This is a genomic window from Prevotella brunnea, from assembly GCF_008016795.1.
Classification (GTDB): domain Bacteria; phylum Bacteroidota; class Bacteroidia; order Bacteroidales; family Bacteroidaceae; genus Prevotella; species Prevotella brunnea.
In genome coordinates this window covers 1-25,427 of record NZ_SDIK01000003.1, presented here as the reverse complement: position 1 = coordinate 25,427, position 25,427 = coordinate 1, and the positions used below count along the sequence as shown (strand labels likewise).

Below are 25,427 nucleotides of genomic sequence, written 5' to 3'. Positions count from 1 at the left end.
GGGAAAAGGACGAAAAAGACATGAAGCGGATGCGATTGCGCCGATGTGCTGCGGTTTGCTTACAGCCTTTCAGCTCTACAGAAACTAATTTTGCAATTAAAAAACGTAGAGTATGAGCAGAAGCACTTTCAGGGTGTTGTTCTACCTCAAGCGCAACGCGCCGAAAAAGAACGGAATGATTCCCGTGATGTGCCGCATCACGGTGAACGGAAAGGTATCACAGTTCAGCAGCAAGCTGGACGTGGAGGAAAAGATGTGGAACGTGGAACTGGGCAAGCTGACAGGCCGCAGCCTCGTGGCACAGGAGGGCAACCGTATGCTGGACAAGATACGGCTTGGCATCAACAAGGCGTATCAGGAAGTGTGCGACACCGACGGGTATGTCACGGCGGAGAAGGTGCGCAACGCCTATCTGGGGCTGGGTCAGAACCACAAGACCCTGCTGGCCGTGTTCAAGCAGCACAACGAGGACTATGCAAAGCAGGTAGGCAAGATGAAGAGCGAGCGCAGCTACTGGAAATACTGCGTGGTATATAACCACCTGTCGGAGTTCATCAAGCAGCGCTACAAGATGAGCGACATCGCCCTGCGTGAGCTGACACCCGCCTTCATCACCGACTTCGAGCTGTTCCTCCGCACGGAGAAGAACCACTGCACCAACACCGTGTGGTCGTACATGATGCCTTTCCGCAGCATCATCTTCACCGCCATCAACAACGGTTGGCTGGCGCGTGACCCCTTCTATGCCTACCACATCACGAAGGAAGAGACCAAGCGTGGCTTCCTGTCCAAGGAGGAGATTACGGCACTCATCAACGGCACGTTCAAGAAGAAAAGCTATGAACTTATCCGGGACCTCTTCATCTTCTGCTGCTTCACGGGACTGAGCTGGCGGGACATGTACAACCTGACGGAAGAGAACCTGCAGACCTCCTTCGACGGCCACCTGTGGATAAAGACCAACCGCCAGAAGACTGGCGTGGAGTCGAACATCCGCCTGCTCGACGTGCCCAAGCACATCATCGAGAAGTACAGCGGCATGGCAGAAGACGGACGGCTGTTGCCCGTCCCATGTTATGGGAACTGCAAGAACGGCATCAAGGCGATAGCCAAACTTTGCGGCATCAACAAGAACATCACCTGGCACCAGAGCCGCCACTCGTATGCCACCACCATCTGCCTCTCCAACGGCGTGCCGATTGAAACCCTGTCGAAGATGATGGGTCACACCAGCATCCGCAGCACGCAGATTTATGCGAAGATTACCGCCGAGAAGGTAAGCAACGACATGGAACGCCTGTCCAAGCAGATAGAGTCCATGGAGCAGTTCATTTGTCAGACCATCTAACACGGAACGCCATGAGAAGAACTATCAGAATAGACGAGCACGGCCACGTGCGCATGGAGGGCAACCCGCAGGAAGAAGTATGGATGACCCTCGCCGAGATAGCCGACCTGTTCAACCTCCCTGCCGCCACCGTAGGCAGGGAGATAAAGGGCATCCGCAAGACGGGTGTGTTGGTGGACTATGAGGTGTGCAAGTATATCAGCATGGCGGAGGGCTGTTCCGTGGACATCTACCACTGGGACATCATTGTCGCCTTGGCCTATCGGGCTAACACCTTCTATGCCCACGCCTTCCGCAAGTGGTTGAAAGAGACAGCGACAAAAGAAAGGGGAAGAGAAAAACACCAAGCCATCATCATTCCCCTGTGGACTTCTGGGAATAACTGAAAGACAGACATCACAAACGAAAAAGACGGACGGACAATCCTATCATCAGGGTTGCCCGTCCGTCTTTTTCGTTCCTATACATCCGCCTTGCGGTAGTTTGCCTCCAGCAGACGTTGTATGTCATACTCCCGATAGAGTGCCTTGCCGCCAAACAGGATGAATGGCAGCACACGGTTGTTGCGCAGGTTCTGCAAGGTGCGGCGGCTCACCTTCAATGCTTCCGCCACCTCCTTGTCCGTCAGGTAACGGTCACCGTTCAGCGGAGGAGTATATTCCTGCAGAAAGCGGTTTATCCTGCGATGGCTGTTTTTAAGCGAGAGGAGCATGTCCGCCACACGTCCCTGCTCCAGCGTGAGAATCTCCTGCTTCATAGGCTGGCCTCCTTACTGTCAATGACGAGGCTGGCCACGTCCTCCCTGCGGTAATAAAACTTCTTGCCTATCTGCGAGCAGGCAATCAATCTCTTGTCCCGCATCGTCTGCAAGGTTCTCGGACTAAGGCGCAGCAACCGGCATACCTCCTCGTTGTCCATCCACTTCGCCATGCGCCTGTCGCTTTCACGACCGCACAGACGGTTCACCTTCTCCGTCAGCGACGAGACATCCGCCATCAGTGCCTCGAACGCCTTTCTTTCAATGATTACTACTTCCATGATTCTGAGTGTTGCTGTGATTATCGGTGCAAAGTTACGCTGCGACCTCCTAAAACCACTCATTTCCAGCGCAGGTGGCAGCATGTGGAACCGATGGTTGAGCCATCCAAAGCCAGTTGCAAGAAAATCTTCTATGAGTCATCTATGAGTCATAAGTTCACCCTTTCCATACCCTGTAATTTTGCAGCAGAAACAAGAAAAAACAGTATTGATTATGAACGTAATAATGATAGAAAGTGCCGCCTTTCAGGAACTGGTCGGACACATCGAGAAGATAGCGGAGCACATCCGCAAGTATGAGGACAGACAGCCCGTGCAGCCACAGGAACGGTGGTTGAACAGCAAGGAGGTGACCGCTCTGCTCGGCATCAGCCTGCGCACCCTGCAACGCTATCGTGACGAGGGGCGTATCCCCTTCTCGCTGATGGGGCGTACCTGCCGCTACCGACTCACGGATGTGGAGCGCATGATGAAGGAGTGTTCCATGAGCGGCAACGCAGAGCGCATCGGTGAGCTGCACAGGCAGTATATGGTAAGGACAGGCAAGAAAACATAAAAGGGCAAGAAAATGGATACCTACAAGATAGAGCGGCTGTTCCACCTCCTCATGGAGCGGCTTGACAGACACGAGAAGATACTCGACGACCTGCTATACCGCAGCCAGCGGCAGTCGGCAGGTACGGAGGAAGGTACGGAGTGCAAGCTGTACAACGGCGAACGCCTCTACGACAACCAGGACCTCTGCCTGATGCTACAGGTGAGCAAGCGGTCGCTGCAACGCTACCGCACGTTAGGCATCCTGCCCTACCTCATGCTCCGGCAGAAGACCTACTACAAGGAGTCGGACGTGGAGAAGTTCCTCTCGGAGCATATTGACTGTTTCCAGAAAGAGAAGATGGCGGACTACAAGGCCCGCATCCGATAACAATCAATGTATCACAATTAAAAGTCAATCAAGATGGCAAAGAAAAAAAACGAAAAAGACGTGCTGATAGTCCGTGATGAAAAGACGGGCGAAATCAGCGTGGTGGCCGGATTACAGGCGGACGGCACCCCCAGACGCACACCGCCAAAGATGGAGAACGCACAGGATTTTCTGCAGTTTGACAAGAACGGCGACGTGCTCGACAATTTCTTCCGCAACTTCTTTCGGCAGTGCAAGGAACCTAGCCGATTCGGTTTCTACCGTATTGCGGCAGACCAGGCGGAGAACCTGCTCGGCGTGATGAAGGAACTGCTGAAAGACCCCGTGGCCAATGCCGACCTGCTCGCACCCCACAAAGTGGATACCTCTGCCTACGAAAAACAGGTGGCGCAGGAACAGAAGGCACAGGAAGAGCAGAAGAAAAAACAGAATCAGACAAACAATGTAGAACCCCAAAAACAAGAAAACATGGAACAGAAACAACAGGAAAACGTGCAGCAGAACGCACCAGAGAACAAACCAGAGAACAAACAAGAGAACAAGCAAAAGCAAGGCTACCAGCCCATCGACGAAAGCCGCATCGACTGGCAGGCTTTGGAAAAGAACTGGGGCGTGAAGCGTGAGGAGCTGGAGCAGTCCGGTGACCTGCAGAAGATGCTTAACTACGGCAAGTCCGACCTCGTGCGTGTCACGCCCAACTTCGGAGGAGAGTCGTTCAGCCTCGATGCCCGCCTCTCCTTCCGCAAGGACGACGACGGCAACGTGCGTCTCGTTCCCCACTTCATCCGCAAGGAGCAGAAGCTCGATGAGTACAAGGGTCACAAGTTCACCCCGGAAGAGAAGAAAGCCCTGAAGGAGACAGGCAACCTCGGAAGAATCGTGGACTTGGTGGACAAGGCCACGGGCGAGATAACCCCTTCTTTCATCAGCATCGACCGCAAGACCAACGAGATTACCGACATGCCCGCCGCCCGCATCCGCATTCCTGAACGTATCGGCAAGACGGAGATCACCCCTAGGGAGCGTGAGATGCTCCGTGCCGGACTGCCCGTCAAGGACAAGCTCATCGAGCGCAACGACGGCCGCAAGTTCGTCACCACCCTGCAGGTGAACGTGGAGCAGCGAGGCGTGGAGTTCGTGCCCGGCACGGGTAAGTCGCCCCGTACCGTGGAGGAGCAGAGCAACAAGGAATCCCAAAAGGTGGAACAGTCAGCACCGCAACAGGAACCCGGCAAGCAACGTCGCAATACATGGACCAACGAGGATGGCAGCATCCGCCCTATCACCAAGTGGAAGGGTGTGCCCTTCACCGAGGAGCAGAAAGCCGACTACGTGGCGGGCAAGACCGTCAAGCTGGAGAACGTACCCGACGACAAGGGCATACCCTCCACCATGTACCTCCGCTTCAATCCCGAGAAAGGCCGTCCCTATCGCTACGACACCAATCCTGATAATGCCCAGAAGGTAGCTCCAGCAAACGAGAGCCGCACGCAGGTAGCCGTCAACAGTCAGGGCAAGACCAACGAGGCGACCAAAAATGTAAACGAGCCGCTGCAGAAGGGGCAGACCGCCCCGAAGGATGATGTCCAGCAGAAGCAGGAAAAACGCAAGAGCAAAGGCATGAAGGTATGAGCCGGAGTGCCACCACTAAATCCATCATTATCCCGAACATGAGAATAGAAACAATAGGTAAAAACAGAAAAAAAGTAAATCAGTATGAAGACCATTATCGCAGAGAAGCCCTCCGTGGCACGTGAGATAGCCCGCATCGTGGGCGCGACCAAGAGAGAAGAAGGTTATTTTTCCGGCAACGGCTATGCCGTCACATGGGCCTATGGGCACTTGGTGCAGCTCACCATGCCCGAAGGCTACGGCATCCACGGCTTCGCCCGTGAGCACCTGCCCATACTGCCCGACACCTTTACCCTGCAACCCCGTCATACCAAGACGGAGAAGGGTTACAAGCCCGAACCCAGCGTCGTCACGCAGATACGTATAGTGGGCAAACTCTTCGAAGAGAGTGAGCAGATTGTAGTGGCCACCGATGCCGGGCGCGAGGGTGAGCTCATCTTCCGTTACCTCTACAGCTACCTGGACTGCCGCACGCCCTTTGTACGCCTCTGGATCAGTTCACTCACCGACAAAGCCATCCGTGAGGGGCTGCGCCACCTCGAAGAGGGCAACCGCTACGACCGCCTTTATCATGCCGCCAAGGCACGCAGCGAGGCCGACTGGTTAGTGGGCATCAACGCTACGCAGGCCATGACCATCGCCGCAGGCAGGGGCACCTACTCCCTCGGACGTGTGCAGACACCCACGCTGGCTATGGTGTGCGCCCGCTACTGGGAGCACAAACGCTTCACGCCCGAAGCCTTCTGGCAGGTGCATCTATCTACGGATGGCACAGGGGAACAGACGGTGAAGTTCTCTTCCGTGGAGAAATGGAAGGAGAAGTCCCCTGCGGAGCATATATATAATAAGGTAAAGGCGCAGTCCTCCCTGCTTGTCACCAAGGTGGAGTGCAAGGAGAAGGTGGAGGACACGCCGCTGCTCTACGACCTCACCACCCTGCAGAAGGAAGCCAATGCCAAGCACGGACTCACGGCGGAGAAGACACTGGAGATAGCGCAGAAGCTCTACGAGAAGAAGCTCATCACCTATCCGCGCACCGGCAGCCGCTACATCCCTGAAGATGTCTTTGCCGAAATCCCCAAGCTGCTCGCCTTCCTGGGCGGCTATCCCGAATGGATTGGCAAGGAGCCCCACAGAGACAGGCTGACCCGCCGCAGCGTGGACAGCAGCAAGGTGACCGACCACCACGCCCTGCTCGTCACGGGCGAGAAGCCCCTCTTTCTCTCCAAGGAGGACAACACCGTCTATCAGATGATAGCCGGGCGCATGGTGGAAGCCTTTTCCGACAAGTGCGTCAAGGAACTCACCACCGTCACCGCCCTCAGTGGCGAGGCGGAGTTTGCCGCCAAGGGCTGCGTCATCCGTCAGGCGGGATGGCGTGCCGTGCTGGGCGAAGAGAGCGAGGAGCAGGTACTTCCGCCTTGGAAGAGCGGCGACACCCTTGCCGTATGCGGCATCAGTCTCACCGAGGGTAAGACCAAGCCAAAACCCCTGCATACCGAAGCCACCCTGCTCTCAGCGATGGAAAATCCGTGCCAACGAGAGCAGAACCAAACTTGTTTGGATATGCCGAGTGCAGCCGGATTTGGCGGAACGCAAACGGCAGGCAAGGACGTGGAGAATGAGGAGGTGCGCCAGGCCATGAAGGAATGTGGCATCGGCACTCCCGCCACCCGTGCCGCCATCATCGAGACCCTCTTTGCCCGCGGCTATGTGCAGCGTTGCAAGAAATCGCTCGTACCCACCGAGAAGGGGCTGGCCCTCTACTCCGTAGTGAAAGGAATGCGCATCGCCGATGCCGCCCTAACGGGAGAGTGGGAACGTGAACTGGCACGCATCGAGCGTGGGGAGAAGGAAGCTTTCGCCTTCCATGAGGATATAGAGCGATACACCACGGAAATCACCGCCGAACTGCTCTCCTGCGACAAAATCTTCGGGCACAAGCCCTCCGGCTGCACCTGTCCCAAGTGCGGCAAAGGGCAGATGCAGTTCTACGGCAAGGTGGTGCGTTGCGACAATCCAGAATGCGGTCTGCCCGTGTTCCGTCAGAAAGCCAACCGTGACTTGAAGGACGAGGAAGTCAAAGAACTGCTCACCGCCGGGAAGACCTCCCTGCTGAAAGGCTTCAAGAGCAAGCAAGGCAAGAGTTTCGATGCCATTATCGCCTTTGATGCCGACTTCAACACGGTATTTGTCTTCCCCGAAGTGAAAAACAAGGGAAAATATTCCCCGAAGAGGAAATAAATGAGTACCTTCGCCACTGAATCAAAGTCGAATCGTTCTTGTTCTTCTAAGACCGGACTGATTTACTTTGGATTTAGTGGTGGCACTTCGGGAGGGATACCCGGAGTGCTTTTTTCGTATGACGGGCATGTCATACATCTGTGGTGAAAGTCCACGCGGGGCGTAGTTGCCAACGAACCCCATAGCGACTTGCAAGTTTCGAGTGGTGACGCTCGGGAGAGAAGAAGCAATAGCGAAATCGTGGCCTGACGAACAGAAACATGGTACTAAGGCGCATCAAGCGGACAAGCTGGCTAAAGACAGTGAAGCTCCTAAAGGCAACCGTAACCTTGTTGCGTAAACCATGCAGGTAAACGAGGAAAGATGTATGGCTTACCCCGCGAGGCCTCGGCAGTCCGCAAGGATAGTAACAACGAATGTCGAGGAGTCAGCAGAGGCCGAAGTAGCCGACCGCGTGACGGTCAAGGCGAAGGGCCGAATCGTGCATTGTCTCACAAGACAATCTGTGTATTTGGAAACTGTAGTAGTCAGATGACCGAAGAGGAACTCTCTTTTCAAGACGATAGGGCGTATCCCGACAATAGAGAAGAAGTGACGATGTCCAATATGCGGAGTCCAAAAGGGACAAGATAAGCCCGAAACCGCCGTATGCCGAACGGCACGTACGGTGGTGTGGGAGGAAGGAAAACGAAAGTAGGTCAGAAAACTTACTCCGTTTTCCGACCTACCCGATTTCTATCCCGACATTTAGTATTCACCACTATAATCCAAGAATAGACATGAACAAGAACGAAAAAAAGCGGAAAGAGCTGTCGTACTACCACCTCTATCTGCAAAAACACCTTCAAGAGAACCGTTTTGAGCAGGCCGATGATGCCTCCTTCATCGAGACCCGTGCCGACCTGGCCGCAACCGCCTACGAACAGGCACGCCGTGAGGGCTATCCCATCGAGGGAGCGCAGGAACTGGCGATGCAGACCCTGCTGAAAGGGCTGCACCACTCCAGATACGCCATCCTGCGTGAGGTCATCACGAACGAGTTTGCCTACGAGATCCCCGAAACGCGGCAGGAAGCCCTTACCACGAAACTGCTGCCTTTAGTGGACAACGTATTCTCCATCTACGACCTGTCTGACGACCATTTCGCCCAGTCGTTGGACTATGACCTGCTGTACAGCGAACTGACGGGAGCTGTCGTACTCTATCTGGCCGAGTATGGCGTTTAACCGCAAGCAGCGACTGAGGGACAATATCGAGGCGATACGGACGGCATTCCTCCTTGACCGGGAAGGGCGCACCCCCACCGAGGCCGAGCGCGACATACTGCGTAGGTACTGCGGCTTCGGAGGCTTGAAGTGCATTCTTAATCCCGCCAAGGAACTGACGGATGCCGTCCACTGGGCGAAATCCGACCTCGAACTCTTTGCACCCACGGCGGAACTCCACCGCCTTATCCGTGAGAATAGCCGTAACGAGATGGAGTACAAGCGTTATGTTGATTCGCTGAAAGGCTCCGTGCTCACGGCCTTCTATACCCCGAAGGAAATCACAGATACCCTCGCAGGCGTGCTTGCGGGGCACGGCATCATGCCCGTACGGTTGCTGGAACCATCGGCAGGCATGGGAGCTTTCGTGGACTCCATGCTGCGCTACGCACCCCAAGCCGATGTGATGGCTTTCGAGAAGGACCTGCTGACGGGCAGGATGCTCCGCCATCTTCATCCCGACCGGAAAGTGCGTGTAGAAGGTTTTGAGAAAATAGAAAAACCCTTCAACGGCCATTTCGACCTTGCCCTGTCCAACATCCCCTTCGGTGACATCGCCGTATTCGATGCGGAGTATGAGAAGCGTTCCCTCATGCACCGGGCAGCGGCGAAGAAGATACATAACTATTTCTTCCTGAAAGGACTCGATGCCGTACGTGACGGCGGCATCGTCGCCTTCCTCACCTCGCAGGGCGTGCTGGACAGCGAGAGCAACAACGGCACCCGCTTTCTGATGATGAGGAATGCCGACCTGTTGTCGGTGGTGCGAATGCCCAACAACCTCTTCACGGAGAACGCCAACACCGAGGTGGGCTGCGACCTGATCATCCTTCAGAAGAACAGCCGCAAGGAAGAACTGACGGAGGACGACCAACTGTTGACACAGACGGTGAAGGACAATCATACCCACGTGACGACCAACCGTTATCTGCTGGCACATCCCGAGTTGGTCATACACACCAGTGCCAAACTGGACACCGACCCATACGGGAAACCTGCGATGCTCTATCTATATGAGGGCGGTGTGACGGGAATCGCCGAGGATTTGCGTAAGCGGATTGATGCCGATTTGGCTGCACGGTTGGACGTGGCACGCTATAAGGGTATGGCGGAGGAGATACCAACCCAAGCCATTCCGTCTGCGACCAAGGAAACCAAGATAGCGGAAGAAGTCCCTACAATTACAGAGTCTCCGAAAGAACAACCCTCAATAGATCATTCTGCTGAGGGGAAGGCGGTACAGCTTACCCTTTTCGACCTATGGGAGTACACCGTTCCGCAAGAGAAGCCTGTCCCGAAGAACAAAAAGAAGTCTGCTGTCGCCAAACAGGCACAAAAGGGGAATCATCCCACACCTGCCCGTGCGGAGAAGCCGAAGAAGCAGGATGGTGAATCATTGCAGCCTTCACAGAAAAATGCAGACGATGCCCACAAAGAAGAAAAGAAGACCCTGCCGGGCGACATCTATGCGGACATCAACTGGGAGGACAACCCGCCTATCAATGGTTTCTATGAGACCATGATGACGTTGACACCGGAGAAGCGTGTGGCATTGCGCCAGGAGGCGGAACGCCATCGTCAGGAACAGTTGAAGAGACTGGGCGTGGCTGATACGCTTAATCCCGCCTTCATCCCTCCCATGGGAGAGATAAAGCCGTTGTCCGAAGCTGAGACGAAGCCTGCAGAGGTAAAGCAGCCACCGCTTGACCTCACTCCGCATCCCTACGACCGCACGCTGGAGCCCCATCACCGTAAAGGCTCCATCGTGCTCGATGCGTCAAGAAACGTGGGCTATCTGAAAGACCTCACGCCCTACGGAGGGATGTTCCATCCCGCTGACCTCAATGGCTTTCAGAAAGAGAAACTGATGCTCTACATCTCCCTGCGTGATGCCTACGAGCGTCTGTACCGTTATGAATCGCTCCGGCGCGAGGCGAATGTTCCGTGGCGTGAACACTTGAACACCTGTTACGATGAGTTTGTCATGCGCTACGGCAACCTCAACGCCAAGCAGAACGTGAAATTGGTGATGATGGACGCGGGCGGACGTGACATCCTTTCGTTGGAACGGGCGGAGAACGGAAAGTTCGTCAAGGCGGACATCTTCGAGCGTCCTGTTTCCTTTGCGGTGGAGAGCCATGCCAACGTAGGCTCTCCCGAAGAAGCCCTCTCCGCATCACTCAACAAGTTCGGTACGGTCAATCTCGACTATATGCGGGAGATAACCGACAGCACGGCGGAGGAATTGCTCACTGCCTTGCAAGGGCGCATCTATTATAATCCGCTCGTGACCGGTTACGAGATCAAAGACCGCTTCATCGCCGGGAACGTGATAGAGAAGGCGGAACGCATAGAGGCATGGATGGGCGAAAACCCCGAAAATGAACGTATGCCGGAGGTGAAGCAGGCGTTGGAGGCTCTGAAAGATGCCGAACCGCCACGCATCGCCTTTGAAGACCTTGATTTCAACTTCGGGGAACGCTGGATTCCGACGGGTGTCTATGCCGCCTACATGAGCCATCTGTTCGACACTGAGGTGAAAATCGCCTACTCCGCCAGCATGGACGAGTTTTCGGTGGCGTGCGGCTACCGCACCATGAAAATCACGGACGAGTTTCTGGTGAAGGGGTATTACCGGAACTATGACGGTATGCACCTCCTGAAGCACGCTCTGCACAACACCTGCCCCGACATGATGAAGTCCATCGGCAAGGACGAGCATGGCAATGACATCAAGGTGCGCGACAGCGAGGGAATACAGCTCGCCAACGCCAAGATTGACGAGATACGAAACGGTTTCTCCGAATGGCTCGAAGAGCAGTCGCCGCAGTTCAAGGAACGGCTGACGACGATGTATAACCGCAAGTTCAACTGTTTTGTGCGCCCGAAGTATGACGGCTCGCACCAGACTTTTCCCGACCTCAATCTGAAAGGCTTGGCAAGCCGGGGCATCAAGAGTGTCTATCCCTCGCAAATGGATTGCGTCTGGATGCTGAAACAGAACGGCGGCGGAATTTGTGACCACGAGGTCGGAACCGGCAAGACGCTGATAATGTGCATCGCCGCGCATGAGATGAAGCGTCTGAACTTGGCGCATAAGCCGATGATTATCGGGTTGAAAGCCAATGTTGCGGAGATTGCTGCCACCTATCAGGCGGCATATCCCAACGCGCGTATTCTGTACGCTTCGGAGAAGGACTTTTCGACTGCCAACCGTGTGCACTTCTTCAACAATATCAAGAACAACGATTACGATTGTGTCATCATGTCGCACGACCAGTTCGGCAAGATACCGCAGTCGCCGGAGTTGCAGCAGCGCATCCTGCAAGCGGAGCTTGACACGGTGGAGGAAAACCTCGAAGTGCTGCGCCAGCAGGGAAAGAACGTGTCGCGGGCGATGCTGAAAGGTTTGGAGAAGCGCAAGCACAACCTTGAAGCGAAGCTGGAGAAGGTGGAACACGCCATTCGATCGCGCACGGATGACGTGGTGGACTTCAAGCAGATGGGCATCGACCACATCTTCATTGATGAATCGCACCAGTTCAAGAATCTGACTTTCAACACGCGCCACGACCGTGTGGCGGGGCTGGGAAACAGCGAGGGAAGCCAGAAGGCACTGAATATGCTCTTTGCCATACGTACCATACAGGAGCGCACAGGCAAGGACTTGGGAGCGACCTTCCTTTCGGGCACGACCATCAGCAACTCGCTGACTGAATTGTATCTGCTGTTCAAGTACCTGCGTCCGAAGGAGCTGGAACGGCAGGACATCCGGTGTTTCGATGCTTGGGCGGCGATATTCGCCAAAAAGACGACGGACTTTGAATTTAACGTGACGAACAACGTGGTGCAGAAGGAGCGTTTCCGCTACTTCATCAAAGTGCCGGAACTTGCCGCCTTCTATAACGAAATAACGGACTACCGCACGGCGGAAGATGTGGGCGTGGACCGTCCCAACAAGAACGAGATACTGCACCACATACCGCCCACGCCGGAACAGGAGGACTTCATACAGAAGCTGATGCAGTTCGCCAAGACAGGCGACGCTACCCTGTTGGGCAGGCTGCCGCTTTCGGAAACGGAAGAAAAGGCGAAGATGCTCATCGCCACGGACTACGCCCGCAAGATGGCTCTCGACATGCGCATGATAGATCCGAATTATGAAGACCACCCCGATAACAAGGCGAGCCACTGTGCCAATATGATCGCGGAGTATTACCAAAAATACGACGCGCAGAAAGGCACACAGTTCGTTTTCTCTGACTTGGGGACATACCAGCCGGGCGACGGGTGGAACGTCTATTCGGAAATCAAGCGCAAGCTGACGGAGGATTACGGCATACCGCCAAGCGAGGTGCGCTTCATTCAGGAGTGCAAGACCGACAAGGCTCGCAAGGCGGTGATAGATGCCATGAATGCCGGAACGGTGCGTGTGCTGTTCGGCTCCACGAGTATGCTTGGTACGGGTGTAAACGCACAGAAACGGTGTGTGGCAATCCATCATTTGGACACGCCGTGGCGACCGTCCGACCTGCAACAGCGTGACGGACGCGGAGTTAGAGCCGGGAATGAGATAGCCAAGCATTTCGCCGGGAACAACGTGGATGTAATCATCTATGCGGTGGAGATGTCGCTGGACAGCTACAAGTTCAACCTCCTGCACTGCAAGCAGACTTTCATAAGCCAGCTCAAAAGCGGCGCGATGGGTGCGCGTACCATTGACGAGGGGGCGATGGACGAGAAATCGGGCATGAATTTCTCGGAATACATGGCGTTGCTCTCCGGCAATACCGACCTGTTGGACAAGGCGAAACTGGAAAAGCGGATCGCATCGCTCGAAGGGGAACGCAAGTCGTTCAACAAGGGCAAGCGTGATTCGGAGTTCAAGCTGGAGTCAAAGACCGGCGAGTTGCGCAACAACACGGCTTTCATAGATGCCATGACGGAGGACTGGAACCGCTTCCTGTCGGTGGTGCAGACCGACAAGGAGGGCAACCGCCTTAATATAATAAAGGTGGACGGAGTGGATTCCGCCGATGAGAAGGTCATCGGAAAGCGTTTGCAGGAGATAGCCAAGAATGCCACGACCGGAGGGTTGTACACGCAGGTCGGTGAACTTTACGGTTTTCCGATAAAGGTGGTGAGCGAAAGGATACTCAAAGAGGGATTGGAGTTCACCGACAACCGCTTCGTGGTCGAGGGGAACTACAAGTACACCTACAACAACGGGCATCTGGCGATGGCTGACCCGTTGGCCGCCGCCCGCAACTTCCTCAACGCGATGGAGAGGATACCCTCCATCATCGACCAGTACAAGGCGAAGAACGAGGTGCTGGAGATGGAGATACCGCAGTTACAGGAGATAGCGGGTAAGGTGTGGAAGAAGGAGGACGAGCTGAAGCAGTTGAAGTCCGAACTTGCCGCCCTTGACCGAAAAATTCAGCTGGAGCTTGCGCCACCCACGCCCGAAGTCGCAGAAAAGGAGAATGAAGGGCAACAGCTCAAGCCGGAAGCGGAAGATGTGAGGAACAGGCAGGCGCAATATCCCGAAAATGCACCGCCGCAGATACGCAGTCCGGCGGATAGTATCGTTGCCAACCATGTCATAATCGGGCGTCCGGGACTGTATGCCAAGGAGGAAACCCGGTCCAAAGGATTGAAAATATAACCTAAGGAATTTTATCTGAAGTATTAATAAGGGCTATCCCAAAAGGTCTAAAAGTAAATTTTATCCTTTCTGCAAGTATCTATAGGATGGCAACTGCATTTTTTTCTTTTTGGGCAGCCCTTATTAAAATTTATTCTTATTTTAGGTTATATACATTCATGTCCATTTATGTAAAAAATTCCTGCTGACCTTGTTTATGTCTTGTCAGTCACCATTTGCAAAACCATATTTGACCCTCAAAGAGGCTGAATTTGATAAGTAACTTGCTACATACTCATAATAAGGAGCTAAATAGAACACGAATGGGAAATACACAAATGCTAAACTAAAGAAGATATTGGCCAAAATAAACGCTATACCGAGAGAGAAACTTGATTTTTCAACTTCCTAAAACGGTGTTGTTCAAACATTTCTACTTATTTGTACTTGCCAGTTGAACCTACGCTTCCCTAATAAAATGTCTATGGTAAAAAAAGTTAAAAAATCCTCCCACTTTTGTTAGATATATTTTTTTGTGTAATTTTGTAATCGTTATGCGGCAGTAATAATATACATATTAATACGAGTTAGTAATCCTGTAGTTCTCATATGCTACGAGGAGGTATTAAAAGGTGCGTTTCGACAATGCATCTACTGTAGTATATTATTGCTTAATCCAAATGAATATTATAAATTTAGGAATTCTTGCTCACATTGATGCAGGAAAAACTTCCGTAACCGAGAATCTGCTGTTTGCCAGTGGAGCAACGGAAAAGTGCGGCCGTGTGGATAATGGTGACACCATAACGGACTCTATGGATATAGAGAAACGTAGAGGAATTACTGTCCGGGCTTCTACGACATCTATTATCTGGAATGGAGTGAAATGCAATATCATTGACACTCCGGGACACATGGATTTTATTGCGGAAGTGGAGCGGACATTCAAAATGCTTGATGGAGCAGTCCTCATCTTATCCGCAAAGGAAGGCATACAAGCGCAGACAAAGTTGCTGTTCAGTACTTTACAAAAGCTGCAAATCCCGACAATTATATTTATCAATAAGATTGACCGTGCCGGTGTGAATTTGGAGCGTTTGTATATGGATATAAAAACAAATCTGTCGCAAGATGTCCTGTTTATGCAAACTGTTGTCGATGGATCGGTTTATCCGGTTTGCTCCCAAACATATATAAAGGAAGAATACAAAGAATTTGTATGCAACCATGACGACGATATATTAGAACGATATTTGGCGGATAGCGAAATTTCACCGGCTGATTATTGGAATACGATAATCGCTCTTGTGGCAAAAGCCAAAGTCTATCCGGTGCTACATGGATCAGCAATGTTCAATATCGGTATCAATGAGTTGTTGGACGCCATTTCTTCTTTTATACTTCCTCCGGCATCAGTCTCAAACAGACTTTCAGCTTATCTCTATAAGATAGAGCATGACCCCAAAGGGCATAAAAGAAGTTTTCTTAAAATAATTGACGGAAGTCTGAGACTTCGAGACGTTGTAAGAATCAACGATTCGGAAAAATTCATCAAGATTAAAAATCTAAAGACTATTTATCAGGGCAGAGAGATAAATGTTGATGAAGTGGGTGCCAATGATATCGCGATTGTAGAAGATATAGAAGATTTTCGAATCGGAGATTATTTAGGTGCTAAACCTTGTTTGATTCAAGGATTATCTCATCAGCATCCCGCTCTCAAATCCTCCGTCCGGCCAAATAAGCCCGAAGAGAGAAGCAAGGTGATATCCGCTCTGAATACATTGTGGATTGAAGACCCGTCTTTGTCCTTTTCCATAAACTCATATAGTGATGAATTGGAAATCTCGTTATATGGTTTGACCCAAAAGGAAATCATACAGACATTGCTGGAAGAACGATTTTCCGTAAAGGTCCATTTTGATGAGATCAAGACTATCTACAAAGAACGACCTATAAAAAAGGTCAATAAGATTATTCAGATCGAAGTACCACCCAACCCTTACTGGGCCACAATAGGGCTGACTCTTGAACCCTTACCGTTAGGGGCAGGGTTGCAAATCGAAAGTGACATCTCCTATGGTTATCTGAACCATTCTTTTCAAAATGCCGTTTTTGAAGGGATTCGTATGTCTTGCCAATCTGGTTTACATGGATGGGAAGTGACAGATCTGAAAGTAACTTTTACTCAAGCCGAGTATTATAGCCCGGTAAGTACACCTGCTGATTTCAGACAGCTGACCCCTTATGTCTTCAGGCTGGCTTTGCAACAGTCAGGTGTGGACATTCTCGAACCGATGCTCTGTTTTGAGTTGCAGATACCCCAAGTAGCGAGTTCCAAAGCTATTACAGATTTGCAAAAACTGATGTCTGAGATTGAAGACATCAGTTGTAATAATGAGTGGTGTCATATTAAAGGGAAAGTTCCATTAAATACAAGTAAAGACTATGCCTCAGAAGTAAGTTCGTACACTAAGGGCTTAGGCATTTTTATGGTTAAGCCATGTGGGTATCAAATAACAAAAGACGGTTATTCTGATAATATCCGCATGAACGAAAAAGATAAACTTTTATTCATGTTCCAAAAATCAATGTCATTAAAATAATGGAGCGGTCAGGAAATTTCTATAAGGCAATACGGTTGGGATATATACTTATCTCCATTCTTATCGGATGTATGGCATATAATAGCCTCTATGAATGGCAGGAGATAGAAGCATTAGAACTTGGCAATAAAAAAATAGACGAGCTCCGAAAAGAAATAAACAATATCAATATTCAAATGATAAAATTTTCTCTATTGGGTGAAACAATACTGGAATGGAACGATAAAGATATCGAGCATTACCATGCACGGCGTATGGCAATGGACAGTATGCTCTGCCGTTTCAAGGCCACCTATCCAGCAGAGCGCATCGATAGTGTGCGCAGTCTTTTAGAGGATAAGGAACGACAGATGTTCCAGATAGTCCGGTTAATGGATGAACAACAATCTATTAACAAGAAGATAGCCAATCAAATTCCGGTTATTGTACAGAAAAGTGTGCAGGAACAGTCCAAAAAGCCAAAACGAAAAGGTTTCTTAGGCATATTCGGCAAAAAAAAGGAAGTAACTCCAGCAGTATCAACCACTATCCTTCATTCGGTCAATAGAAACGTAATCAGCGAACAGAAAGTGCAGGATCGCCAATTGTCGGAACAAGCCGACAGCCTTGCAGCTCGTAATGCAGAACTTAACAGACAACTGCAAGAATTGATTTGCCAAATAGAAGAAAAGGTACAAACCGAACTGCAAAGCCGGGAAAACGAAATAGTTGCCATGCGTGAAAAGTCATTTATGCAAGTAGGCGGTTTAATGGGATTCGTTCTTCTATTGTTGTTAATTTCCTACATCATCATACATCGTGATGCAAAAAGCATTAAACAATACAAGCACAAGACAACTGATTTGATAAGGCAACTGGAACAATCCGTACAACGGAACGAGGCACTGATAACGTCAAGGAAGAAGGCGGTACATACTATCACCCATGAACTGCGCACACCGCTGACAGCAATAACAGGCTATGCCGGACTGATACGGAAAGAACAGTGTGAGGATAAGTCCGGGCAGTATATCCAAAACATACTGCAATCCTCCGACCGTATGCGGGATATGCTTAACACTTTGCTTGACTTCTTCCGCCTGGACAACGGCAAGGAACAGCCCCGTCTGTCACCCTGCCGGATTTCAGCAATCACGCACACACTTGAAACGGAGTTCATGCCTGTTGCCGTGAACAAAGGGCTGTCCTTGTCCGTGAAGACTGGACACGATGCCATTGTATTGACCGACAAAGAGCGAATAATACAAATCGGGAATAACCTGCTGTCAAACGCTGTCAAGTTCACAGAAGAAGGCGGTGTTTCTTTGATTACTGAATATGATAATGGAGTTCTGACACTGGTCGTTGAAGATACAGGTACAGGCATGACAGAAGAGGAACAGAAACAAGCGTTCGGTGCGTTTGAACGTCTATCAAATGCCGCCGCAAAGGAGGGTTTCGGGCTTGGGCTTGCCATAATGCGTAATATTGTGTCGATGCTTGGCGGAACAATCCGTTTAGACAGCAAGAAAGGGAAAGGCAGTCGTTTCACAGTTGAAATTTCTATGCAGGAAGCTGAAGAACAGCTTGGATATACAAGCAATACACCTGTTTATCATAACAATAAATTCCATGATGTTGTCGCCATTGACAATGATGAGGTATTACTTCTGATGCTGAAAGAGATGTATTCCCAAGAAGGAATACACTGCGACACTTGCACCGATGCTGCGGCACTGATGGAAATGATACGCCAGAAAGAATACAGCCTGTTGCTGACAGACTTGAATATGCCCGATATAAACGGTTTCGAATTGCTGGAACTGTTGCGTTCGTCCAACGTGGGCAATTCACCAACAATCCCGGTGGTTGTGGCAACCGCTTCGGGCAGTTGTAACAAAGGGGAACTATTGGCAAAAGGCTTTGCCGGATGCCTGTTCAAACCGTTCTCCATATCGGAACTGATGGAGGTTTCCGACAGGTGTGCCATAAAAGCGACACCGGACGGGAAACCGGACTTTTCCGCCTTATTGTCCTATGGCAATGAAGCCGTCATGCTGGAAAAGTTGATAACTGAAACAGAAAAGGAAATGCAGGCGGTACGGGATGCAGCAAAAGAAAAAGACCTGCAAAAGCTGGATTCCCTGATCCACCACCTGCGCAGTTCGTGGGAGGTGCTCCGTGCCGACCAACCGCTGAATGTACTTTACGGATTGCTTCGTGGCGATGCTCTCCCGGATGGTGAAGCGTTAAGCCATGCCGTGACTGCCGTGCTGGATAAGGGAGTGGAAATAATACGGTTGGCAGAAGAGGAAAGGAGAAAATACGAAGATGAATAAGACAAAAATAATTGTGGTGGAAGACAACATCGTGTATTGCGAATATGTCTGCAATATGCTGTCACGGGAGGGCTACCGCAATATGAAGGCTTACCACCTCTCAACCGCGAAGAAACATCTGCAACAGGCAACAGATAATGATATCGTGGTTGCCGACCTGCGTCTGCCTGACGGCAGTGGCATAGACCTTTTGTGCTGGATGCGAAAGGAGGGAAAGATGCAGCCCTTCATCATTATGACCGACTACGCCGAAGTTAATACCGCCGTGGAAAGCATGAAACTCGGCTCGATAGACTATATTCCCAAACAGCTTGTGGAGGATAAACTTGTCCCCCTGATCCGTTCCATACTGAAAGAACGTCAGGCAGGACAACGCCGTATGCCTATATTCGCCCGTGAAGGTTCCGCCTTTCAGAAAATCATGCACCGCATAAGGCTGGTAGCCGCCACCGATATGAGCGTGATGATATTTGGTGAGAACGGCACGGGCAAGGAGCATATTGCCCACCTGTTGCATGACAAGAGCAAACGTGCAGGCAAGCCATTTGTGGCGGTGGACTGCGGTTCACTCTCCAAAGAGCTTGCACCGTCGGCTTTCTTCGGACACGTCAAAGGTGCATTTACAGGTGCGGACAATGCCAAGAAAGGATATTTCCATGAGGCGGAAGGCGGCACGTTGTTTCTGGACGAGGTAGGAAACCTCGCGTTGGAAACCCAACAGATGTTGCTCCGTGCCATACAGGAGAGGCGGTATCGCCCGGTCGGAGACAAGGCAGACCGGAATTTCAATGTCCGCATCATCGCTGCTACCAATGAAGATTTGGAGGTATCGGTGAATGAAAAGCGTTTTCGGCAGGATCTTCTGTACCGCCTGCACGACTTCGGGATAACCGTTCCTCCGTTGCGTGACTGTCAAGAAGACATTATGCCGCTGGCAGAGTTCTTCCGTGATATGGCAAACAGAGAGCTGGAGTGTAGCGTGAGCGGGTTCAGTTCCGAAGCACGTAAAGCGTTGCTGACACACGCATGGCCGGGCAACGTGCGGGAACTTCGGCAGAAAGTTATGGGTGCTGTATTGCAGGCGCAGGAAGGTGTTGTCATGAAAGAGCATCTGGAACTTGCCGTGACGAAACCGACCTCTACTGTCAGCTTCGCCTTGCGCAATGACGCGGAGGATAAGGAGCGGATATTGCGTGCGTTGAAACAGGCAAACGGTAACCGCAAGGTTGCCGCCGAACTGCTCGGAATAGGACGTACAACGCTGTACAGCAAGCTGGAAGAGTATGGCTTGAAATACAAATTCAGGCAATCATAGCCGGTAATTCACTGAATTTAGCTATCTTTGCATGAACATTTGAAGGTAAACGGCGATTGGGGAGCCTTTCGCCGCCGATATATAACATAAGACCGCAAGGCGTTTCGAGCGAAAATCTGGTAAATTGACACTACGGAGACGATTGCGTGATGCTTATGCTATGCCTACGCATAGCGTGCATTCACGTACTCTCCGTAAAAGGCTTTACCAGAGCCGTCGCTTGAAAGTAGTGTGGATTGCACGCTACTTTTTTGCTCCTTGCCCAACGAAAGAAAAAGGCTATGGGTAAAGTTCAGATTCTTGCCGTCCTCACGATGGACGGGTGTCATTCTTCAGAATTATATGGCAAAGCGTATGAGGATTTACGCCTTGACCGCTGCGATATTGACAAAATAAGGGAAAACGCGCTTTACCATGTCACGCCGGACTACTCCATCTCCATGCTGGACGAATGGCGGAAAGACAATACCAACATCTGCTATCTCGCAGAAGCCACCCCCGACAATTCGGACTATATCAACGGGCTGTTGCGTATGCGGGTGGTGGATGAGATTATCCTATATACCGTGCCTTTCATATCGGGAACGGGACGGCATTTCTTCAAGTCGGCACTACCCGAAGCACGCTGGACACTCTCCTCACAAAAGAGTTATTCCAACGGAGTGTACCGGAGCATCTACACACGCATGGAAACCATGAAATAGCCGGGATGTACCATAGGAGAACATTTCTATAATCCGTTTAATAAAGCAATGTTCTGAAATAGAACATTTTAAGACGACCATAATTCATGCCGGATAAAAAATATCAATTCTTATTGCACTGAAATCCAGTACGTTGTAAATACCGTGCCGGATTTTTTGCTTTTTGGTCGCGATTTTTGCCAATATTATTCATGTGCGCATACCGAAAACAGAGTGTAAAATTTCAAAATTGACAGGACATGAACTATTTCTTACTGGCGGATACCGAGTTCTTCCGCCGTATCAATGAAGCCGGAGACTGCAATATGGAAACGGCATATATGGCTTTCGCCAACCAAGTAATCGAACTGTGCGGCAGCAGCCATGCGAGCCATACCGCCATCGCACTGGCTTATATTGAAATCGAGTTGCAACACCACCCCGTGCGTCTGTTATCCGAAGAACGCAAGGAAGCCGCCGCCTATATCGGAAAGGCACTTTCTTTCGTGAGGAAGATGCAGAAGTTCCTTACCACTCCCCAAGTGCCACCACTCACATCCAACATCCATTCAACCAATATTACTGCCGCCAAAAGCGAAACGCCAAAGTCCTTGCAATGGACGGGCAACACCCTCGACCTCGTGGAACTGATTTACGGGCTGAGCGAGATGGGTTGCATTGACAACGGAGAGACACCCCTGAAGGTGCTCGCCCCTGCCCTCTACGAGTTCTTCGGGCTTGACACCAAGGAGTGCTACCGCTACTACTCTGCCATCAAACTGCGCAAGAATCCCAGCCGTACCTATTTCATCGACAAGATGCAGAAGAAACTCAATGAGAAGATTCGACGGGATGAGGAATTGGAGCGGATGAGGAGGTAAAAGGGACATAAAAGTCGGCTTTTCCTATCCCAATAATTGTTTTAGGACAAGAAAAACGTATGTACTTGAATGAAAACGGTCTATCCGTTTGGTTATGTCACAAATTTATTATACATTTGTGGCAAAATTAAAGAAGAAATGGCAGCACAAAGCGTTTATAACGAGATAAAAAGAAGGGTGGAGAAATCCAAAAGGGGAAGGCTCTTCTTTCCCGATGACTTTCACCCGGCATCTTCCGATGCGGTACGGTCGGCCTTGGTCCGTCTGTGCCGTGCGGGCGACCTTATGCGTGTGGCCCAGGGCATCTATTGCTATCCAAAAGTGGACAGAAAATGGGGCAGCGGCATCATACCGCCCTCCATTGAAGAGATTGCCGAAGCTATCGCCAAGCGCGACAAGGTGAGGATTGCCCCTACTGGAGCATACGTACTGAACAAGCTGGGACTATCCACCCAGATTCCGGCCAATGTCGTGTTTGTCACGGATGGTTCCGGGCGTCGCGTGTCCATCGGGAAGGGCAAGGGCATCCTGTTCAAGCATACGTCGGAAATGCGTATTTTCGCTTTCCGCTCTACCCTGATGCAGCTTATCGTGACCGCCATGCGCGAGATTGGTGAACACAACGTGACCGATGAACAGATAGCCGTTATCAGAAAACATCTTGAACATGTGACCGAGGAAGACTATCAGAAAGACATCCAACTTGCACCGATATGGGTGCGCAAAAAACTCTCATAGCTATGAAATTTGCAGATTTATCCGTAAAAGACCGACAGGAAATCATACGCCGTGTGCAAGCCGAGAACGGGTTGCACCTTCAGATAATCGAGAAAGACTGGTGGGTGACGGCAGTCTTGCGGGCATTGTTCGCTTTGCCCTATGCGGAGCATATCTCCTTCAAGGGCGGTACCAATCTGAGCAAGTGCTGGCATCTCATCAGCCGAATGTCCGAGGATGCCGACATTGCCATAGACCGTGAATATCTTGGTTTCAACGGAAAGCTGTCGAAGACTCAGATAAGCGACAAACTGCGCCGTGCCTCCTGCTCGTTTGTCAGGGAAAGGCTGCAATATGACTTGGCGGAACAACTCGTCCGGGACGGCATTTCCAAGGATGCGTTTACGGTGTCCGTGAACATCACCCCCGTGACGACGACCGACCCTGAAATCATCGAGGTGGCCTATCATCCCGCTTTTGACGACAACGTCTATATCCGTCCCAAGGTTATCATTGAGGTCAGCGGCCGTTCCATGAGCGAGCCGGTCACTCCCGTCAAATTGCGGTCGTTCATCGACGAGGTCTTCACAAAGGCTCCATTCACGGAAAAAGAGTTTGAAGTCCGTGCCGTGCTGCCACAACGCACATTCCTTGAAAAGGTGTTCCTGCTGCACGAGGAATTTGCCAAGCCGAAGGAGAACATTCGTACCGAACGTATGTCGAGACACCTCTACGACATCGGGCAGATTATGGATACGCCGATTGCTGAGGAAGCCTTGCAGGACAAAGCGCTCTATCAGTCGGTCATCGACCATCGCCGCACCTTTATCGGTCTGCGAGGATTCGACTATGACACTTTGCAGCCTGCCACCTTGCGGATAGTGCCGCCGGAAAACATCGTGGAGGAATGGAAGAAGGATTATGAGGTGATGCAGGGAACCATGATTTACGGTGATTCACTGCCATTCAGCCAACTGATAGACAAGATTCGGAAATTGAATGAACGAATCAACGGAATGGGATAAGGAACCCTGCTATAAATACAGATTAAGGGAGAGTCAACGAAGGATTGGCTCTCCCTTAATCGTTCTTACTTATTCTGCAGCAAATGCTTCAGGCTTTCATCGCTGGCGATGCGCTCCAGCTCGTCCTTGACAATCAGCTTCACCTCGTCCTTGATGCGGTTGTAGTTCTCCTGCACCTTCTCCTTCATGCAGTCGTTGCCCTGCTCGTCCGTGAAGTCCGTGATGACGGGAATGGGCTTGTAGGCCTTCGTCTCGGCGGCGACCTTTGCGTTGTCCACCACAATCTCCGCATGGAAAATCTTCTGCTCGATGCGCTCGTCGAAGTTGTCGCTGACCGCACCCACGAACATGCCCTGCGTGAGGCCGGAAATCTTGCTCGGCGGAATGAGCGAGTCCATCTGTGTGTTGATGGAGGTGGAGACGTCCTGACGGTTGATGGAGATAGACTGCCGTTTCTGCAACACCTTGCCGAAACGCTCCGAAAGCGTCTTGGCGGTCTCGCCCACCACCTGCCCGGAGAAGATGTTGCCGACGGTGTTCATCACCACCTTTGCTTCCTTGTCGCCATAGTCACGCACCAGCTGCGAGAAATCCTGAAAGCCCAGACACACCGCCACCTTGTTGCTGCGTGCCGTGGCGATGAGGTTGTCCAGTCCCTTGAAATAGATGGTGGGCAGCTCGTCGATGATGACCGACGATTTCAGCATCCCCTTCTTGTTGATGAGTTTCACGATGCGGGAGTTATACAATCCGAGTGCCGCACCGTAAATGTTCTGGCGGTCGGGATTGTTGCCCACACAGAGAATCTTCGGTTCTTCGGGGTTGTTGATGTCGAGCGTGAACTCGCTGTCCGACATCACCCAGTAGAGCTGTGGCGAAATCATGCGTGAGAGCGGAATCTTCGCGCTGGCAATCTGTCCCTGCAACTGTTCCATCGCTCCCCCTTGCCAAGCGTCCATGAAGGGCGAAAGATAGTTCTCCAGTTCGGGATAGCTCGTCAGGATGGGAAACACATCCTCGTAGCGGCGGTTGAGCAGTTCGATGGCATGGGGAAAGGTGCAATACCTGCCGTCCTGATAGATGCGCAGGAACCAGATGATGGCAGCGAAGAGGATGATGGGCGATTCCACAAAGAAGTCGCCCTGTTTCTGCACCCACGTGCGGTTGAGGTTGAGCATGATAGTATAGGCACTCTCGTAGGCATCCGAAATGTCGGTCATGAAATCCGGGTGTATGGGGTTGCAGCGGTGGCTGCGGCGAGGGTCGTCGAAGTTGATGACGTAGAACTGCGGTTTCACCTTGTACCCCTCCGGGTGGTTGAGCAGATGATTGTAGGCAATCATGGAGAGGTCGGGATCGAGTAGGTCAGCCCCCTCTCGGGGGCTTTCCCCTCTAAGAACCGTACATGAGAGTTTCCCCTCATACGGCTCAAGCAAACTATGGCTTGCTTTTATATAGCAAATTCGCATAGTCAGAAAGTTATTTACTTCTTTTCTTATACACATAACTACGATAACATTTATCATGTACCAATAATCGGGTCTTATTATCTTCTGTAAACATCGTGCGCCAAGGAGTCTGCTTTGTTGGTACTGTCCTATAAAAGTGTGTAAGCTTCTTTTTTCTTATCTTTGTATTTGATAACTTTAAAAAAGAAAAAAATGAAACTTACACATTTGCTAATTTTAGAAATACTAAAAAATAAAACAAAAAGCAGCGAGAGATTTGTAATCCTTCAGTCATTAATAATGAACTACCTGATGTATCATGACCGACAGATATT

16 protein-coding genes and 3 pseudogenes are annotated in these 25,427 nt (G+C 51.1%); 16 read left to right on the top strand and 3 right to left on the bottom strand.

Translation table 11 applies throughout. The features are described 5' to 3' along the window. The first annotated feature begins 112 nt into the window (after nt 1-112). Both ETF27_RS00210 and ETF27_RS00205 read left to right on the top strand, forming a co-directional pair. On the top strand, nt 113-1,348 hold the full coding sequence (locus ETF27_RS00210) for a site-specific integrase (RefSeq protein ID WP_021824858.1): 1,236 nt from the start codon (nt 113-115) through the stop codon (nt 1,346-1,348). An 11-nt stretch (nt 1,349-1,359) separates the two neighbouring features. Further along, nucleotides 1,360-1,734, top strand: coding sequence for a hypothetical protein (locus ETF27_RS00205; protein ID WP_036906423.1), 375 nt, complete (start codon nt 1,360-1,362; stop codon nt 1,732-1,734). Nucleotides 1,735-1,808: 74 nt separating this feature from the next. Here ETF27_RS00205 and ETF27_RS00200 read toward each other — a convergent pair whose 3' ends face one another. Next, nucleotides 1,809-2,060, bottom strand: coding sequence for a helix-turn-helix domain-containing protein (locus tag ETF27_RS00200; protein WP_231369752.1), 252 nt, complete (start codon nt 2,058-2,060; stop codon nt 1,809-1,811). Between the two features lie 41 nt (nt 2,061-2,101). Then, entirely contained in the window at nt 2,102-2,386 is a 285-nt protein-coding gene (locus tag ETF27_RS00195) for a helix-turn-helix domain-containing protein (RefSeq protein ID WP_036906529.1), read from the bottom strand. A 214-nt stretch (nt 2,387-2,600) separates the two neighbouring features. Between ETF27_RS00195 and ETF27_RS00190 the strand changes: the two genes are divergently transcribed. The 14 genes and pseudogenes from ETF27_RS00190 to ETF27_RS00130 all read left to right on the top strand — a co-directional run bounded on the left by ETF27_RS00190 (nt 2,601) and on the right by ETF27_RS00130 (nt 23,644). Further along, entirely contained in the window at nt 2,601-2,942 is a 342-nt protein-coding gene (locus ETF27_RS00190) for a helix-turn-helix domain-containing protein (RefSeq protein ID WP_021824907.1), read from the top strand. Between the two features lie 12 nt (nt 2,943-2,954). After that, nucleotides 2,955-3,311 (top strand): helix-turn-helix domain-containing protein, encoded by a 357-nt coding sequence (locus ETF27_RS11680; RefSeq protein WP_021825123.1) that lies wholly within the window; start codon nt 2,955-2,957, stop codon nt 3,309-3,311. Nucleotides 3,312-3,344: 33 nt separating this feature from the next. Further along, nucleotides 3,345-4,943 (top strand): DUF3945 domain-containing protein, encoded by a 1,599-nt coding sequence (locus ETF27_RS00180; protein WP_021825017.1) that lies wholly within the window; start codon nt 3,345-3,347, stop codon nt 4,941-4,943. An 84-nt stretch (nt 4,944-5,027) separates the two neighbouring features. After that, nucleotides 5,028-7,187, top strand: a complete 2,160-nt coding sequence (locus ETF27_RS00175) for a type IA DNA topoisomerase (RefSeq protein WP_021824923.1) — start codon at nt 5,028-5,030, stop codon at nt 7,185-7,187. A 779-nt stretch (nt 7,188-7,966) separates the two neighbouring features. After that, the gene (locus ETF27_RS00170) at nt 7,967-8,413 is read left to right on the top strand and encodes a DUF1896 domain-containing protein (protein WP_021825109.1); all 447 of its coding nucleotides are present in this window, start codon (nt 7,967-7,969) and stop codon (nt 8,411-8,413) included. Continuing rightward, nucleotides 8,403-10,020: pseudogene (locus tag ETF27_RS11720) on the top strand (N-6 DNA methylase); the annotation flags it as partial. The gene ETF27_RS00170 and the pseudogene ETF27_RS11720, both read left to right, overlap by 11 nt. A 137-nt stretch (nt 10,021-10,157) precedes the next feature. Next, nucleotides 10,158-14,120, top strand: a pseudogene (locus tag ETF27_RS00165) (helicase-related protein); the annotation flags it as partial. Between the two features lie 659 nt (nt 14,121-14,779). Then, nucleotides 14,780-16,705 carry a tetracycline resistance ribosomal protection protein Tet(Q) gene (gene tet(Q) / locus ETF27_RS00160; protein WP_004291466.1) on the top strand — a complete coding sequence of 642 codons (1,926 nt, stop codon included), beginning with the start codon at nt 14,780-14,782 and terminating at the stop codon, nt 16,703-16,705. Beyond that, nucleotides 16,705-19,023, top strand: a complete 2,319-nt coding sequence (locus ETF27_RS00155) for a hybrid sensor histidine kinase/response regulator (protein WP_004291467.1) — start codon at nt 16,705-16,707, stop codon at nt 19,021-19,023. The genes tet(Q) and ETF27_RS00155 overlap by 1 nt, the downstream gene beginning before the upstream one ends. Continuing rightward, the gene (locus ETF27_RS00150) at nt 19,016-20,338 is read left to right on the top strand and encodes a sigma-54-dependent transcriptional regulator (protein ID WP_147785293.1); all 1,323 of its coding nucleotides are present in this window, start codon (nt 19,016-19,018) and stop codon (nt 20,336-20,338) included. The genes ETF27_RS00155 and ETF27_RS00150 overlap by 8 nt, the downstream gene beginning before the upstream one ends. Before the next feature lie 281 nt (nt 20,339-20,619). Then, on the top strand, nt 20,620-21,042 hold the full coding sequence (locus ETF27_RS00145; protein WP_008653350.1) for a dihydrofolate reductase family protein: 423 nt from the start codon (nt 20,620-20,622) through the stop codon (nt 21,040-21,042). 239 nt (nt 21,043-21,281) lie between these two features. Continuing rightward, nucleotides 21,282-21,902 (top strand): RteC domain-containing protein, encoded by a 621-nt coding sequence (locus ETF27_RS00140; RefSeq protein WP_021825069.1) that lies wholly within the window; start codon nt 21,282-21,284, stop codon nt 21,900-21,902. 69 nt (nt 21,903-21,971) lie between these two features. Continuing rightward, on the top strand, nt 21,972-22,640 hold the full coding sequence (locus ETF27_RS00135; RefSeq protein WP_021825025.1) for a DUF6088 family protein: 669 nt from the start codon (nt 21,972-21,974) through the stop codon (nt 22,638-22,640). Nucleotides 22,641-22,642: 2 nt separating this feature from the next. Next, a complete protein-coding gene (locus ETF27_RS00130) occupies nt 22,643-23,644 on the top strand; it encodes a nucleotidyl transferase AbiEii/AbiGii toxin family protein (RefSeq protein ID WP_021825012.1) in 1,002 nt (333 codons plus the stop codon). A gap of 65 nt (nt 23,645-23,709) precedes the next feature. Here the strand turns inward: ETF27_RS00130 and ETF27_RS00125 are convergent. Further along, nucleotides 23,710-25,005: pseudogene (locus ETF27_RS00125) on the bottom strand (TraM recognition domain-containing protein); the annotation flags it as partial. Between the last annotated feature and the right edge of the window lie 422 nt (nt 25,006-25,427).